Annotated in this window: 12 protein-coding genes; 5 read left to right on the plus strand and 7 right to left on the minus strand. The window is 74.8% G+C overall.

All coding sequences use genetic code 11. The features are described 5' to 3' along the window. Positions 1 to 38 precede the first annotated feature (38 nt). Entirely contained in the window at positions 39 to 896 is an 858-nt protein-coding gene (locus DPM19_RS05465; RefSeq protein WP_111863670.1) for an NAD(P)-dependent oxidoreductase, read from the plus strand. Next, on the plus strand, positions 893 to 1,291 hold the full coding sequence (locus DPM19_RS05470; RefSeq protein WP_111863671.1) for a carboxymuconolactone decarboxylase family protein: 399 nt from the start codon (positions 893 to 895) through the stop codon (positions 1,289 to 1,291). Before DPM19_RS05465 ends, DPM19_RS05470 begins: the two co-directional genes overlap by 4 nt. A gap of 36 nt (positions 1,292 to 1,327) precedes the next feature. On the opposite strand, the gene DPM19_RS05475 is transcribed toward DPM19_RS05470, so the two are convergent. Further along, positions 1,328 to 1,897, minus strand: a complete 570-nt coding sequence (locus tag DPM19_RS05475) for an NUDIX hydrolase (RefSeq protein ID WP_111863672.1) — start codon at positions 1,895 to 1,897, stop codon at positions 1,328 to 1,330. A gap of 135 nt (positions 1,898 to 2,032) precedes the next feature. Here DPM19_RS05475 and DPM19_RS05480 point away from each other — a divergent pair, with 135 nt between their 5' ends. Both DPM19_RS05480 and DPM19_RS05485 read left to right on the plus strand, forming a co-directional pair. Continuing rightward, positions 2,033 to 2,746 (plus strand): NUDIX hydrolase, encoded by a 714-nt coding sequence (locus tag DPM19_RS05480; RefSeq protein WP_111863673.1) that lies wholly within the window; start codon positions 2,033 to 2,035, stop codon positions 2,744 to 2,746. Between the two features lie 55 nt (positions 2,747 to 2,801). Further along, on the plus strand, positions 2,802 to 7,133 hold the full coding sequence (locus tag DPM19_RS05485; protein WP_111863674.1) for an nSTAND1 domain-containing NTPase: 4,332 nt from the start codon (positions 2,802 to 2,804) through the stop codon (positions 7,131 to 7,133). A 51-nt stretch (positions 7,134 to 7,184) separates the two neighbouring features. Here the strand turns inward: DPM19_RS05485 and DPM19_RS05490 are convergent, their stop codons facing one another. From DPM19_RS05490 to DPM19_RS05515, 6 genes are all read right to left on the minus strand, one after another. Beyond that, positions 7,185 to 7,361 carry a DUF397 domain-containing protein gene (locus DPM19_RS05490; RefSeq protein WP_111863675.1) on the minus strand — a complete coding sequence of 59 codons (177 nt, stop codon included), beginning with the start codon at positions 7,359 to 7,361 and terminating at the stop codon, positions 7,185 to 7,187. A gap of 21 nt (positions 7,362 to 7,382) precedes the next feature. Beyond that, positions 7,383 to 8,834, minus strand: coding sequence for a DUF6297 family protein (locus DPM19_RS05495; protein ID WP_233509862.1), 1,452 nt, complete (start codon positions 8,832 to 8,834; stop codon positions 7,383 to 7,385). Next, positions 8,831 to 9,445, minus strand: a complete 615-nt coding sequence (gene ccmA / locus DPM19_RS05500) for a heme ABC exporter ATP-binding protein CcmA (protein ID WP_233509928.1) — start codon at positions 9,443 to 9,445, stop codon at positions 8,831 to 8,833. Before ccmA ends, DPM19_RS05495 begins: the two co-directional genes overlap by 4 nt. 120 nt (positions 9,446 to 9,565) lie before the next feature. After that, positions 9,566 to 10,597 (minus strand): 4-hydroxy-2-oxovalerate aldolase, encoded by a 1,032-nt coding sequence (dmpG, locus tag DPM19_RS05505; RefSeq protein ID WP_111863677.1) that lies wholly within the window; start codon positions 10,595 to 10,597, stop codon positions 9,566 to 9,568. Next, a complete protein-coding gene (locus DPM19_RS05510; protein ID WP_111863678.1) occupies positions 10,594 to 11,493 on the minus strand; it encodes an acetaldehyde dehydrogenase (acetylating) in 900 nt (299 codons plus the stop codon). Before DPM19_RS05510 ends, dmpG begins: the two co-directional genes overlap by 4 nt. Further along, a complete protein-coding gene (locus DPM19_RS05515; protein WP_111863679.1) occupies positions 11,490 to 12,284 on the minus strand; it encodes a 2-keto-4-pentenoate hydratase in 795 nt (264 codons plus the stop codon). Before DPM19_RS05515 ends, DPM19_RS05510 begins: the two co-directional genes overlap by 4 nt. A 116-nt stretch (positions 12,285 to 12,400) precedes the next feature. Here DPM19_RS05515 and DPM19_RS05520 point away from each other — a divergent pair, with 116 nt between their 5' ends. After that, complete coding sequence (locus DPM19_RS05520) at positions 12,401 to 13,156, plus strand: IclR family transcriptional regulator (RefSeq protein WP_111863680.1); 756 nt, start codon at positions 12,401 to 12,403, stop codon at positions 13,154 to 13,156. Positions 13,157 to 13,228 lie beyond the last annotated feature (72 nt).

The raw sequence follows: 13,228 nt of genomic DNA on the forward strand, positions 1-13,228 counted from the left end.
ACACCGCCTCCGCCCGGAGGCGCCGGTGAAGGGATGTCATGCAAGAAGAGCAGGACGCGCGAGGGCCGGTCTACGGTTTCATCGGGCTCGGCCAGATGGGCGGTCCGATGGCCGCGCACGTCCCGGCCCCCATCGTCTACGACGTGTCGCCCGCGGCCGTCGAGCCGCTGGTCGCCGGGGGCGCGCGGGCGGCCTCCGGCCCCGCCGAGGTGGCCGCGTCCGCCGACGTCATCTCCGTCATGGTCCGCGACGACGCCCAGGTCGACGCGGTCTTCGCGGAGATGGCGGAGGCGTTGCGGCCCGGTACCGTCCTGGCCGTCCACTCCACGATCCGGCCACGGACCGCCGAGGCCCTGGCCGAGCGGGCTCGGCGGCTGGGTGTCGACGTGGTGGACGCGCCCGTCAGCGGGAGCGTCTTCGGCGCGGTGGCCGGCACCCTGGGCGTGATGGTGGGCGGTTCGGCCGAGGCCTTCGCCCGCGTCGAGGGGCCCTTCTCCTCCTGGTCCGGGCTCGTCCTGCACGTCGGGCCGGTCGGCGCCGGCACGCGGGCGAAGCTGGCCCGCAACATCCTGCAGTTCGTCGGCTTCGCAGCTGCCGCCGAGGCCCAGCGCCTCGCCGAGGCCGCGGGCGTCTCGCTGCGCAGGCTCGGCAGGATCGTCCGTCACTCCGACTCCGTCAGCGGCGGCCCCGGCTCGGTCATCCTCCGGCCCACCACCGCGCCGATGACCCCCGACGACCCCCTCTACGACGCCATGCGCCATGCCCTGGCCCTGGGTGAGAAGGACCTCTCCCTCGCGTTCGACCTGGCCGACGAGCTCGGTGTCGACCTCCCCCTGGCCCGGATGGCCGCGCCGCTGCTGGCCGAGGCCCTGGGCGTGCCGGAGGAACGATCATGACCTCCGCGGAGCCGGACGGCCGGGGCACCCGCCGTGCCCGCGGTCTGGAGACGATGTCCCGTGTCTACGGTTTCGAGGTCGCCGAGGCGCACGGTGATTTCATGGAAACCACCGTCGACCACCTCTTCGGCGACATCTGGACGCGTCCCGGCCTCTCCTTCCGTGACCGGCGTCTGCTCCTCCTCGGTCTCCTCGCCGGCCAGCATCTCAACGACGTCCTCGACCTCCAGATCCCGGCCGCCCTCGCCAACGAGGAGATCACCCCGGCCGAACTCCGCGAGATCGTCCTCTTCCTCACCCACTACACCGGCTGGCCCCAGGGCGCCCGCCTCAACTCCCAGGCCGAAACCCACATAGCCCGCCACGAACGCAGGAAGCCTGCCGGCCCCGCCTGATCCGCCCGGCCCCGAGGGCGGCGCGCCCGCGCGAAGTCAGCCGGGCGGAGGTCGTTCGGCCAGAGCCTGGATACGGGCCAGGTCGTCACCGGCGACGGTGACCATGCCGAGGACGTGCAGCCACCACACCCACACCGGCTCGATCCCGGGCGTGGCCGCGAACTCGGCCGCGTCGAGCCGGCCGCGGGCGTGCGCGGCGGTGCGGTCGGTCAGCTCCTGGAGCTGGGCGTCGGTGAGCCAGCGGGCGTTGCGGGTCTCGCGCCGGCTGGGGGCCAGGTCACCGGTGACGGTGGCGCGGTAGACGGTCCAGTGGTGGCCGGGGGTGCGGCCTTCGGCGACGGCGCGGCGGCACCGGTTGGGCCGCCACCCGCCGGCCACCCGCCGCAGGTCCGCGACGGTCAGCCCCAGTTCCTCGGCGACCTCGTCCCGGGCGGCCTGTTCCGGCCCGCCATGGTCGTCGACGTGCCCGGCCGCCGGTGCCACCCCGGCCGGGAACGTGGCCCGGTCGAACATCAGCCAGCGGCCGGTGCCGGAACGGACCAGGACGCCGACGCTGGCGTGGTCGCACACCCCGGCCGGGGAGCGAGGGCCGCATCCGGTGCGCACCCGTTCCTCCCGCTCGTGCGAACCGGCCCGGCCGGCCCCCGCATGGCCGACCGGGCGAGCTCCGGTTCACGTCAATTAGACGCTAACCGCCCGTTCATTTTAGCGTCAATAAGACACAAAAGCTAATCTTGGAGCATGTCGACCCTCGACCGAGCTCATGCCGTCCTCCGCGTCACCGCTGACCTGGTGATCCTCACGGTGCGCAAGGGAGCGATGCACGTCCTGGTCATCGAGCGGGGAAACGAGCCGTTCCACGGCATGCTCGCGCTGCCCGGCGGTTTCCTGCGGGCCGACGAGACCCTGGAGGAGGCGGCCGGACGCGAGCTCGCGGAGGAGACGGGCCTGGACGGCGGGCGGCTGTACCTGGAGCAGCTGCGCAGCTACAGCGACATGGAGCGCGACCCGCGCGGGCGGGTGGTCACCGTCGCGTACCTGGCGCTCGCGCCGGACCTGCCGATCCCAACCGCCGGAACCGACGCGCGGGCGGCCCGGTGGGAACCGGTCGAGAAGATCATGGCCGCGGGGCTGGCCTTCGACCACGGCCGGATCCTCGCGGACGCGATCGAGCGGGCGCGCGCCAAACTCGAATACACCACGCTCGCCACCGCGTTCTGCGGTGATTCCTTCACGGTGAGCGAGCTCCAGGACGTCTACGAAGCCGTTTGGGGCGTGTCCCTCGACCGCCGCAACTTCAACCGGAAAGTGACCCACGCGGCGGGGTTCATCGAGCCGACCGGGCAGAAGAGGCAGTCGGCCGCCGGACGCCCCGCGGTCCTTTACCGGCGCGGTCCCGCCGCGACCTTGTCCCCGCCGATGCTTCGCGCCACCATCGACCGGAACGTCGACTGAATCCGGCGGCCAGGACACGACCGGCTCCGGCCCCGCGCCGGTCAGAGGGAGCAGCGTGACGAACGCCGATGTCGACTTCGTGGTGCTCACCGCGCTCGGCGTCGAGCACGACGCCGTCCGCGCCCGGCTGGGCGAGACGCACCCGCACGTCGATCCGTACGGGACGCGTTACCTGCTCGGAAAGGCCCAGGGCGTCCCGGGGCGGGTCGCGCTCGTACTGGTCGGCGAGGGCAACCTCGCCGCCGCGGTACTCGCGGCCCGGGCGATCGAGGAGTTCGGCCCGGAGACGCTCATGATGGTCGGGGTCGCCGGCGGGCTCAAGGACGAGGCCGCGCTGGGCGACGTGGTGGTCGGCACGCGCGTCTACGCGTACCAGGGCGGCCGGGAGGAGACCGCGGGGTTCCGGCCGCGCCCCAGGGTCTGGCCGGTGTCGCACGCCCTGGAGCAGACGGCCCGCGAGGTGGCCTCCGAGGGACGCTGGCACGAACCCGGCGACGACGCGCCCGCCGTCCACTTCAAGCCGATCGTCTCCGGCGAGGTCGTGCTCGACTCGCGCGCCTCACCGCTCGCCGCCCTGATCGAGAGCCACTACGGCGACGCCCTGGCGATCGACATGGAGAGCGCGGGCGTCGCGGAGGCCGCCCACCGCAAGGACTTCCACCGGATGGTGGCCGTCCGCGGCATCAGCGACGCCACCGACGGCGCCAAACGGCAGATGGACGAGAAGGGCTGGCAGCCGCGCGCGGCGGCGAACGCGGCCGCGTTCGCGCTGGCGCTGGCCGCGCGGCTCAAGGGAGCCTCCCCGGACCCGCCGGCGGAATGCCCGTACCGGGGCCTGGCGGCCTTCCGGGAAGAGGACGCCGAGATCTTCTTCGGCCGGGCCCGGCTGGCCGACGAGCTCACCGAACTGGTGTCGCGCACCCGGTTCGTGGCGGTCGCCGGCCGCTCGGGCTGCGGAAAGTCATCCCTGGTCAGCGCGGGTCTGCTGCCCCGGCTACGCGGGCAGGGGTGGGCGCTGGCGACGTTCCGCCCGATGCCGGGCGTGCCGGCCGCCACGGTCCTGGCCGGCGGGTTACTGCCGCTGCTGCGGCCGGAACTCGACGGGGTGGAGGCCATTCCCGAACGGGCCATCGTGGCCGACGCCATCGCCGGGGGCCGCCTCCCGGAACTCGTCGGCGAGGTGCTGGCGGAGACCGGCGCCCGGCGGCTGCTGCTGAGCGCGGACCAGTTCGAGGAGTACGTCGCCCACAGCGAGGCGGCGGCGGGTGACCTGTGCGGTTTCCTCGCCCGGCTGGCGACCGGCGGCGTTCCCGTCCACGTGCTCCTCACCCTCCGGACCGAGACGCTGGACATCGCCGTCAACCGGCTGGAGCTCGGCGAGGTGACGCGCAACTCGGTGTTCCTGGTCTCCCCGATGAGCGCGGCGGAACTGCGGGAGGCCATCGAGTCGCCGCTGGAGCCGACCGGGCTGTCCTTCGAACCGGGGCTGGCCGAACGCGTCCTGGAGGGCGCCGAGGGCGCTCCCGCCGCCCTGTCGCTGACGCAGTTCGCCCTGACCCGCCTCTGGGAGCAGCGGGAGTCCGGACGGCTGACCCACGCCGCGTACGGCGGGTTCGGCGGGGTGGAAGGCGCCGTCGCGCACTACGCGGAGACGGTCTGGACCGGGGAGCTCGACGACACCGAGCGGCTGCGCGCCCGGCGGCTGCTGGTCCAGCTCGTCCGGCCGGTCACCGGCGCCGAACACGGCACGGGCGAGGTCCCGGGCACGGCCGGGCCGGTCGACGACGTCGTCCTGCGCACCGCCCGGGAGAGCGAACTCGGCCCGGAGCTGGCGCGGACGGCCCGGCGCCTGGCGGAGACCCGCCTGGTGGTGACCGGCTCGGACGGCGGCGAGGTCACCTACGACCTGGCGCACGCGGCGCTGGCCAGGCACTGGCGGCGGCTGGGCGACTGGCTGGAGGAGGAACGGGACTTCCGGTCGTGGCAGGAGGATCTGCGCGAGAGCCTCCGCCGGTCCGAGCAACTGCGCGGCCCCCGGCTGGCCCAGGCGGTGCGGTGGCTGCGCGAGCACCCGGACGACATCACCGCCGCGGAACGCGCCTTCGTCGAGACCAGCCGCAGAGGTCATCGCCGCCGCACCACGGCCTGGCGCGGCGGCCTGGCGGCCATCGTCGTCCTGCTCGTCCTGGTCAGCGCGTTCGCCGTGGTCCTGCGGCAGCAGACCGCGGAGACCGAGCGCCAGCTCCGGCTCAACGCCGCGCACCTGCTGCGGGTGCAGGCCCTCGACCGGCTCGGCGCCCCGGACGCGGCGGCCCTGCGGACGGTCGCGGCGTACCGCGCCAGCGACGACCCACGGACGCAGGCCCACCTGGCCGCGGAGTACCTGCGCCACCAGTCGACCGGCCGGCTCTTCGACGCGGCCGTCGGCGACGTCCACCAGCTGGAGATGAGCGCCGACGGACGGGTCGTCGCGGTGCGCGGCGCCACCGGAACGGCCGTGGCGCGGCCGGACCTGCCGGGCCGCCCACCCGCCCGCCTCGGCCCGGCACAGGTGATCGCCCTCAGCCCCGACGGCCGGCTGCTGGCCCAGGTCACGGCGGGGGGACGGGTGGAGGTGCGTGAGACCGACCGCCCTTCCCAGGGCGCGACGGTCCTGCACGAGAGCGAGCAGAGCACCGGGACCGCCACGAACCTCCGGTTCGACGCGCAGGGCCGCAGGCTGCTCGTGACCCTGCCCCGGGAAGGGCTCAGGATCTGGGACACCGGACGGCGGGCGGCGATCCCCGCCCCGCCGGGGTCCGCCCCGCTGGTGGCCCGCGGCGGGCAGGCGTGGTTCGGCCCGGACGGCGACACGATCGTCGTCCGGGGCGAGGATGAGCTGGTGCTGTGGCGGCTGAGCACCGGGAAGGCCACCCGGCTGCCCGCCCGGGGCCACGTCGCGGCCACCGTGTCGGAGGACGGCCGCACGGCCGTCGCCTGCGGCACCCGGACGTTCTCCGCCTGGAACCTCTCCCCCGGAGCCGCCCCCGCGCCGCGCCGCGTCACCACCGCCAGGTGCCCGATGCTGCTGGGCCCCGGCCACGACCACATCGACCCCACGGGCCGGTTCATGCTGACGGGGCTGGCGCCCGAAGGCGGCGACGACCACCCGCGCCGGCGCGCCACACTGGTGGACCTGGAAACGGGCCACACCGCGCACCCGGTGCTGGTGAGCGGCGGAGTGGGCGACCCCGGCTCCGACACCCAGCTCGCCCGCACCTCCGGCGGCCTACGGCTGGCCGCGGCGACGGGATCGGGCGTCGCGGTGATCGACCTCCCTCCGGCCGCGTTCCAGCAGGTCAACGAGCTGGCCGGGAACTCCGCCGACCCCCACGACCCGGTGCTCAGCGAGGACCTGCAGCTGATGGCGACCCGGCCCATCCTCCCCCACGGCGACATACGGCTGTGGGACGTGGCCACCGGCCGGGAGATCGGCCGCCGGGCGACCACCGGGACGAGAGTGCCGCTCGGCTTCAGCCGGGACGGCCGGTCCTTCCTCGTCCGGGATTCACCCTTCCAGCACCTCGACGTCCTGGACGTGCCCTCGCTGCGGCCGAAGGGGCGCCTGCCGCTGCCCGTGGCCAGGCCGGACGCCCTCCCGGCACCCGGGGCGGCGGAACGGTTCAGCGGGCCGTGCGTGGCCCACACCGACCGGCCGGACACCGTCGCCATCGTCTACGGCGGCTTCGCCGGCCGCTTCGACCTGCGCCGGGGAGTCCCGGCCGGCCCGCCGCTGCGGCTGTGGGGCGACGAGGAGGACCTGACCCGCCTGGCCGACACGGAGCGGTGCGCGACCCGCCCCGGCGGCGACGAGATCGCGTTCGACACCGCTCAGGGGGTCGAACTCTGGGACCTGCCGGGCGGGCGCAGGCAGGCCACCCTCCGCACCACGGCTCCGGGCCAGGTCGCCGACCTCCGGTTCGCCTCCGGCGGGCGGTTCCTGGCGATCCTGCACCGGAACGGCACCCTGGAGACCTGGGACCTCGCCGGCCACCGCCCCTCGGCGAGCCCGCTGCGCGTCCTGCCACCCGCGGCGACGACCAGGGAGATCGTGGCCTTTCCCGGCCCCGACCGGATCGTCGTCCGCACCCTGGACCGCCTGCAGATCTGGGATCTCCGCCGCCGCGCCGCCGTCGCCGACCTCAACCTCGCCGTGGCCGACGCCCGAGTGTCGGCGGACGGCGGCTCCCTGCTGCTGTGGGGCCTCTCCGGCCTGTCCCGGCTGCCGCTCGCACCCGGCGCGTGGGCCGCCCACCTCTGCCGCGCCGTGAACCGCGACTTCACCGCAGCCGAACGCCGGACCCTGCCCCCCGGCACCCCCACGACCCGGGTCTGCCCAACCCCCTGAACGACCACGGAGACCAGGGCAGGCGTACACCGCCACCCGAGCAGGCCACGTCTACAGGTCGTGAGCCCCCCGCTTGATCTCTCCCAACAAAGCGGCCCAGGCTTCCCGTCCCAGAGCCAGGAAATCGCCCTCCGGGTCCTTGGAGTCACGGACCACGTTCACCCGGCTCAGCCGCGCGACTTCGACGCACTCCCACCAGTGCTGCCGCTTCGAGTCCGCGGCCATCATTCTCAATGGGAACGGCTGCAATCAGCGGGTTCGTGCTCTCCACAGGTAGAGGACGAGCACCGCCGTTCCGGTACCGGCCTGTGCAACCAGGGTCGGGCCGAGGGAGGTGGAAGGTGCGAGCAGTGCCTGGAGGGTGGGGAGGCAGCCGAGCAGGGCGAGGTCCGCGCCGGTCAGCGCCCACAGGGTCGGGCCGGTCGGGAGAGGGCCGGCCGGAGTGGTGACGACCGGCATCGTGTGGTCCACCGGGGGGCGCCGGGCCATCCGCAGCGCGCCGGCCGCCAGGGCGGGCGCGGCCGGCAGGGCGAGCGGCCACCAGGGGCCGCCGGGCAGGCCGTCCGCCGCGGCCAGACCGGCCAGCGCGAGAGCCAGCCAGAGGCCGCCGACCAGTGCCGGGAGCAGGGCGCGCGCGGCCAGCGCCGCCCGGGGGGCGACACCGGACAGCCGGGCGAGGGCGGGGTCGTCGGCGTCGCGGCGGGCGCCCACCGTGCAGGACGCGGTGGCGGCCAGCGCCCCGGCCGCCACCAGCGCCACCGCCACCGGCGCGACCCCACCCGCCGCCCGCACCGCCAGCGCGGGCAGCGCGGCGGACGCGAGCAGGACGGCCAGCCGCCCGGGGCGGCGGCCGAGCCTGCGCCAGTCGTGCCAGGCCAGCGCGAGCGGGGCGGGCAGCCCCGGCCACCGCCGCGACCGCAGGGCCCGGCCGCGCCAGTGGGCGTCCTCGGCGATCCAGGTCAGCGTGCCGGGGTCGAGCATGGTGGTGGCGGTCGCCACCCGGTCGAGGCGGGTGGAGGCCGCCAGCAGGTCGCGCGCGTGGATACGGCCGAGCCGGGCCCACGCCAGCCGTACCGCCAGCGCCGCGGCGACGGCGCAGGCCGCCACCAGGGCCGCGCCCAGCGAGGCCGGGACCGCCTGGGCGAGGCGTCCGGCGGGGCCGCTCAGCAGGGCCGCGAGGACGGCGGCGACCACCACCGCGAGGATCCCCAGGCGCAGCCAGCCGTCCCAGGGGTCGGCCGCCTGGGCCAGCACCGCGACGGCCGTCCCGCCGACCGTCGCGGAGACGCCCAGCACCAGCGCCGCCGCCACCAGCAGGGCGGTGCGGCCGGGTGGTGCCCCGAGCACCGCGAGCAGGCTCACGCCGAGGGCCAGCCCGCCCGCCACCGCCACGCCGAGCAGGACCAGCGCCGGCCGGGCCAGCACCCGGCGGCGGGAGAGCGGGGAGAGCAGCAGCCAGGCCGCGTCGGCGGCGGGCAGGGCGACGGGCCCGAAGGCGCGGGCCGAAGCCAGGTAGCCCGCGTAGAGGAAGCCGAGCAGCGCCAGCCCGGCCCCCGCCCGTACCGGGTCCGCCTGGTGGCCGAGGCCCGTGAGCGCGTCCTGGACGAACGGCGCGAGCAGCAGCAGCGCCACCGTCGTACCGAACACCAGGGCGTACCGGTCGGTCCAGCCCATGCGCTCCCCGCGCACGACGGCTTTCACGCTGCCTCCAGCACGATGAACCGCGCCCCCGCGGCCCGGGCCAGCCCGGGATCGTGCGTCGCCAGCACGACCGTCCCTCCGGCCGTCGCGTAGGCGGTGAGGATCGACGCCAGCCGGGCCCGGAACGCCGCGTCGAGGCCGCGCTCCGGCTCGTCCAGCAGGAGGACGCGGCTCGGCCGCAGCAACGCCATCGCCAGGGACAGCCGCTGCCGCTGACCGGTGGACATCGCCGGCGGCGCCATGTCGCGCCGCCCCGCGAGGCCGAACGACTCCAGGGCCTCCTCGGCGCCCAGCCGGGACCCGCCGTGCACGGACGCCATCAACTCCAGATGCTCCAGCACGGTCAGCCCGGGGTACCAGGCCGGCTCGTCACCGACGAGGACGACGTCGCGCCAGAACCCCGGTTCGTCGGCGGGCGGCCGGTCCAGCACCCCGATCTCACCGGCCGCAGGCGGCTGGAGCCCCGCCAGGCAGCGCAGCAGCGTGGACTTGCCGGTCCCGTTCTCCCCCACCACGGCGACGATCTCACCCCGCCCGGCCGCAAGGTCGACACCGTCGAGGACCGCGGCACCGCCGAACTCGACCGTGACGTTCCGGGCCTGGATGATCATTTCGGTCACTCCCCCAGCCTAGAGGCCGCCGCCGAGCCGGAACGAGGGCCAAACGAGGGTCACCGGACGGGCCGCGGGCCCGGGTCTGTCTCCGGGCTCCTCCGAACCGGGACGGACGGTTCAGCGGGCGGCCGGGCTGGCGTCGCGTTCGGCGGCCAGTTGGAGGGCGACGTCGATGATCATGTCTTCCTGGCCGCCGACGTAGCCGGCCTCGCCGACCTTCTGCAGGATCGCGTGCGCGGGGACGCCGTAGCGTTCGGCGGCGCGTTCGGCGTGGAGCAGGAAGCTGGAGTAGACGCCGGCGTAGCCCTGGGTGATGGCCGAGCGGTCGGCGAACGGCAGGCGCGGCAGGAACGGCTGGACGATGTCCTGGGCGGCGGCCATGACGCCCTGGATGTCGACGCCGGTGGTGATGCCCATGCGTTCGAAGGTGGCGGCGACGATCTCGGTGGGTGCGTTGCCGGCGCCGGCGCCGAGGGCGCACAGGGCGCCGTCGATCTGGCGGGCGCCGTTCTGCACGGCCAGGACGGAGTTGGCGACGCCGAGGGAGAGGTTCTGGTGACCGTGGAACCCGACCTGTGCCTCGGCGCCGACCTCCTTGACCAGGGCGGCGACGCGGGCCTGGGCGTCGCCGAGGACCATCGCGCCGGCCGAGTCGACGACGTACACGCACTGCGCGCCGGCGTCCACCATGATGCGGGCCTGGGCGGCCAGTTCGTCGGGGCCGACGCGGTGGGAGAGCATGAGGAAGCCGACGGTTTCCATGCCGAGGGCGCGGGCCGCGGCGAAGTGCTGGGCGGAGACGTCGGCCTCAGTGCAGTGGGTGGCGATGCGGGCGACGGAGGCGCCGGCGCCGTGCGCGTGCCTGAGGTCTTCGACGGTGCCGAGGCCGGGCAGCAGCAGGACCGCGATCTCGGCCTGGGCGGCTTCGTCCACGGCAGCGCCGATCAGCTTGATCTCGTCTTCGAGGGAGAACCCGTAGTTGAAGGAGGACCCGCCGAGGCCGTCGCCGTGGGAGACCTCGATGACCTCCACGCCGGCCGAGTCGAGGGCGTGCACGACGCTCCGCACCTGCTCCTCGGTGAACCGGTGGGCCATCGCGTGGCTGCCGTCGCGCAGCGTGGAGTCGGTGATCCTGATCGGCTCGCTCACGCGGTCGCCTTCCTTCCCGGCGCGAGCCGCTCGCCCACGGAGGCGGCGGCCGCGGTCATGATGTCGAGGTTACCGGCCCAGGGCGGCAGGTAGTCGCCGTTGCCCTTGACCTCCAGGAACACCGCGACGCGGGCGCGGTCGTTCCAGATGTCGCGGGGTCCGTCGAACTGCGGTTCGGCGCGCAGCGTGTAGCCGGGCACGTACGTCGCCACCCGCTCGACCATGGCGTGGACGGAGGCGGCGATCGCCTCGGTGTCGGCGTCGGCCGGGATCGCGCAGAACACGGTGTCCCGCATGATCATCGGTGGGTCCACCGGGTTGAGGATGATGATCGCCTTGCCCCGCTCGGCGCCGCCGACCCGCTCGATCGCCCGGGCGGTGGTCTGGGTGAACTCGTCGATGTTGGCGCGGGTGCCCGGACCCGCCGAGCGGGACGCGATGGACGCCACGATCTCGGCGTAGGCGACCGGGACCACCGAGGAGACCGCGTGCACGATCGGGATGGTGGCCTGGCCGCCGCAGGTGATCATGTTGAGGTTGGGCGCGTCGGCGAGGGTGTCCAGGTTGACCGGCGGGCAGACGAACGGGCCCGCGGCGGCCGGGGTGAGGTCGATGGCCTGGATCCCGGCCGCGGCGTAACGCGGGGCGTTGGCCAGGTGCGCCTTGGCGGAGGTGGCCTCGAAGACCAGGTCGGGCAGGTCGTCCTGCGCCAGCAGCCAGTCCACGCCGCCGGCCGACGCCCGCACGCCCAGCTCGCGGGCCCGGGCGAGCCCGTCGGACGCCGGGTCGACGCCGACCATCGAATGCACCTCGATCGCGTCGCTGCGCAGCAGCTTGACGAGCAGGTCGGTGCCGATGTTGCCGGGGCCGACGATCGCCGCCGTCGTCCTGCTCATGCCCCCTCCCCGCGGAAGCGGGCGGTGACGGTGCCGATGCCGGCAAACGTGGCGGTGAAGGTGTCCCCGGGAGCCACCGGGACGGCGGCGGTGACCGAACCGGGCAGCACCACGTGCCCGGCCTCCAGCGTGACGCCCATCGGGCCGAGCACGTTGGCCAGCCAGACCAGCGCGCTGAGCGGGGAGCCCAGCACGGCCCCGCCCGCCCCCGTGTCGGCCAGGACACCGTTGCGATGCAGCAGGCAGCCGGTCAGCGCCAGGTCCAGCCCGTCCGGCCGGACCGGCGTGCTGCCCAGCACGACGCCGCCGCTGGAAGCGTTGTCGGCGACGGTGTCAGGCAGCGTGATCTTCCAGTCCGCGATCCGCGAGTCGATGATCTCCAGCGCCGGTAGCACGAAGTCCACCGCCGCCGCGGCGTCGGCCGCCGTCACGCCCGGGCCGGCCAGCGGGCGGCCCAGCACGAACGCGATCTCCGGCTCGATCCTGGGCTGCAGGAACCGGCCGGCGTCGATCGGCGCGCTGTCCAGGTGGAACATGTCGTCGAGGAGGACGCCGAAGTCCGGCTGGTCCACCCCGAGCTGCCGCTGCATCGCCGCGGAGGTCAGCCCCACCTTGTGGCCCTTGATCCTCGCCCCGTCCGCCAGCCGCCGCTCCACCTGGGCGCGCTGGATCGCGTACGCGTCCGCCAGGGTGAGCTCCGGAGCGTTCTCGGTCAGCGGCCGCACCGGGATACCGGACGCGTACGCGCCCAGCAGTCCGGCGGCCGCCTTCTCCACGGAAGCAGGGTCCATGGGCCGTCCTTTCCTCGTTGCCGCAGGTGGATCCTGCATCCGCGGGACGGCGCAGACCAAGGAACGCGTCCCACGTCACGGGACGGTGCTCAGGAACGCCGCAATAAACTGCTCGCGTGGCGGCCGCAACCGACGAGACCTATCTCCACCGGGTGGTGGCCGTGCTCGGCGCGTTCAAGGACGCCGAGAACGCGGTCGGCGCCGCCGAACTGGCCCGCCGCACCGGCCTGCCCAAATCGACCGTGCACCGCATCGTGCTGTCGCTGGTGACGGAGGGGCTGCTCGAACCGCACTCCGCCGGCAAGGTCCGGCTCGGCGTGCGGCTGTTCGAGATCGGCCAGCGGGTGCCCCGCCAGCGGGTGCTCCGCGACGCCGCCCGCCCCTACATGCACAACCTGCGCGAGGCCACCCGGCAGACCGTCCACCTGGCCATCCTGGAGGGCGGCGAGGTCGTGTACGTCGACATCCTCGGCTCGCCCGGCGGCCCGCCGCTGCCGTCCCGGGTCGGCGGCCGACTGCCCGCACACGCGACCGGGGTCGGCAAGGCGATGCTGGCCTTCTCCTCGCCGGAGACGGTGCGCGCCGTGCTCGAAGGCGATCTGCCCCGGCTCAGCGAGCGCAGCACGGTCGCGCCCGGCCTGCTGGTCAGAGAGCTGGCCGGGATTCGCCGGGCGGGCGTCGCCTACGACCACGAGGAGTCGGGCCTGGGCATCGTGTGCGCGGCCGGCCCCGTCCTCGGCGCCGGCGGCGAAGTCCTCGGCGCCCTGTCCGTCTCCGGCTGGAGTGGCCGTATGCGCCTCGACCAGGTCTCCCCCGCCGTCCACACCGCCGCCCTCGCGCTCTCCCGGACGCTGGGCCACCGCGAAGGCTGAGACCCGACCGGCGCGCGGGTGCTTCCTCATCGGGCATTGGGCCCAACTTCGGACCGGTCTCGCGCGTCGATC

The sequence above is a fragment of the Actinomadura craniellae genome (assembly GCF_003289645.1).
Taxonomy (GTDB): domain Bacteria; phylum Actinomycetota; class Actinomycetes; order Streptosporangiales; family Streptosporangiaceae; genus Actinomadura_D; species Actinomadura_D craniellae.

What these genes read in the sequence shown, in the direction of transcription:
- DPM19_RS05465 (WP_111863670.1), top strand. Translation starts at nt 39, where the DNA reads ATGCAAGAAGAGCAGGACGCGCGAGGGCCGGTCTACGGTTTCATCGGG.
- DPM19_RS05470 (WP_111863671.1), top strand. Translation starts at nt 893, where the DNA reads ATGACCTCCGCGGAGCCGGACGGCCGGGGCACCCGCCGTGCCCGCGGT.
- DPM19_RS05480 (WP_111863673.1), top strand. Translation starts at nt 2,033, where the DNA reads ATGTCGACCCTCGACCGAGCTCATGCCGTCCTCCGCGTCACCGCTGAC.
- DPM19_RS05490 (WP_111863675.1), bottom strand. Translation starts at nt 7,361, where the DNA reads ATGATGGCCGCGGACTCGAAGCGGCAGCACTGGTGGGAGTGCGTCGAA.
- ccmA (WP_233509928.1), bottom strand. Translation starts at nt 9,445, where the DNA reads ATGATCATCCAGGCCCGGAACGTCACGGTCGAGTTCGGCGGTGCCGCG.
- DPM19_RS05510 (WP_111863678.1), bottom strand. Translation starts at nt 11,493, where the DNA reads ATGAGCAGGACGACGGCGGCGATCGTCGGCCCCGGCAACATCGGCACC.
- DPM19_RS05515 (WP_111863679.1), bottom strand. Translation starts at nt 12,284, where the DNA reads ATGGACCCTGCTTCCGTGGAGAAGGCGGCCGCCGGACTGCTGGGCGCG.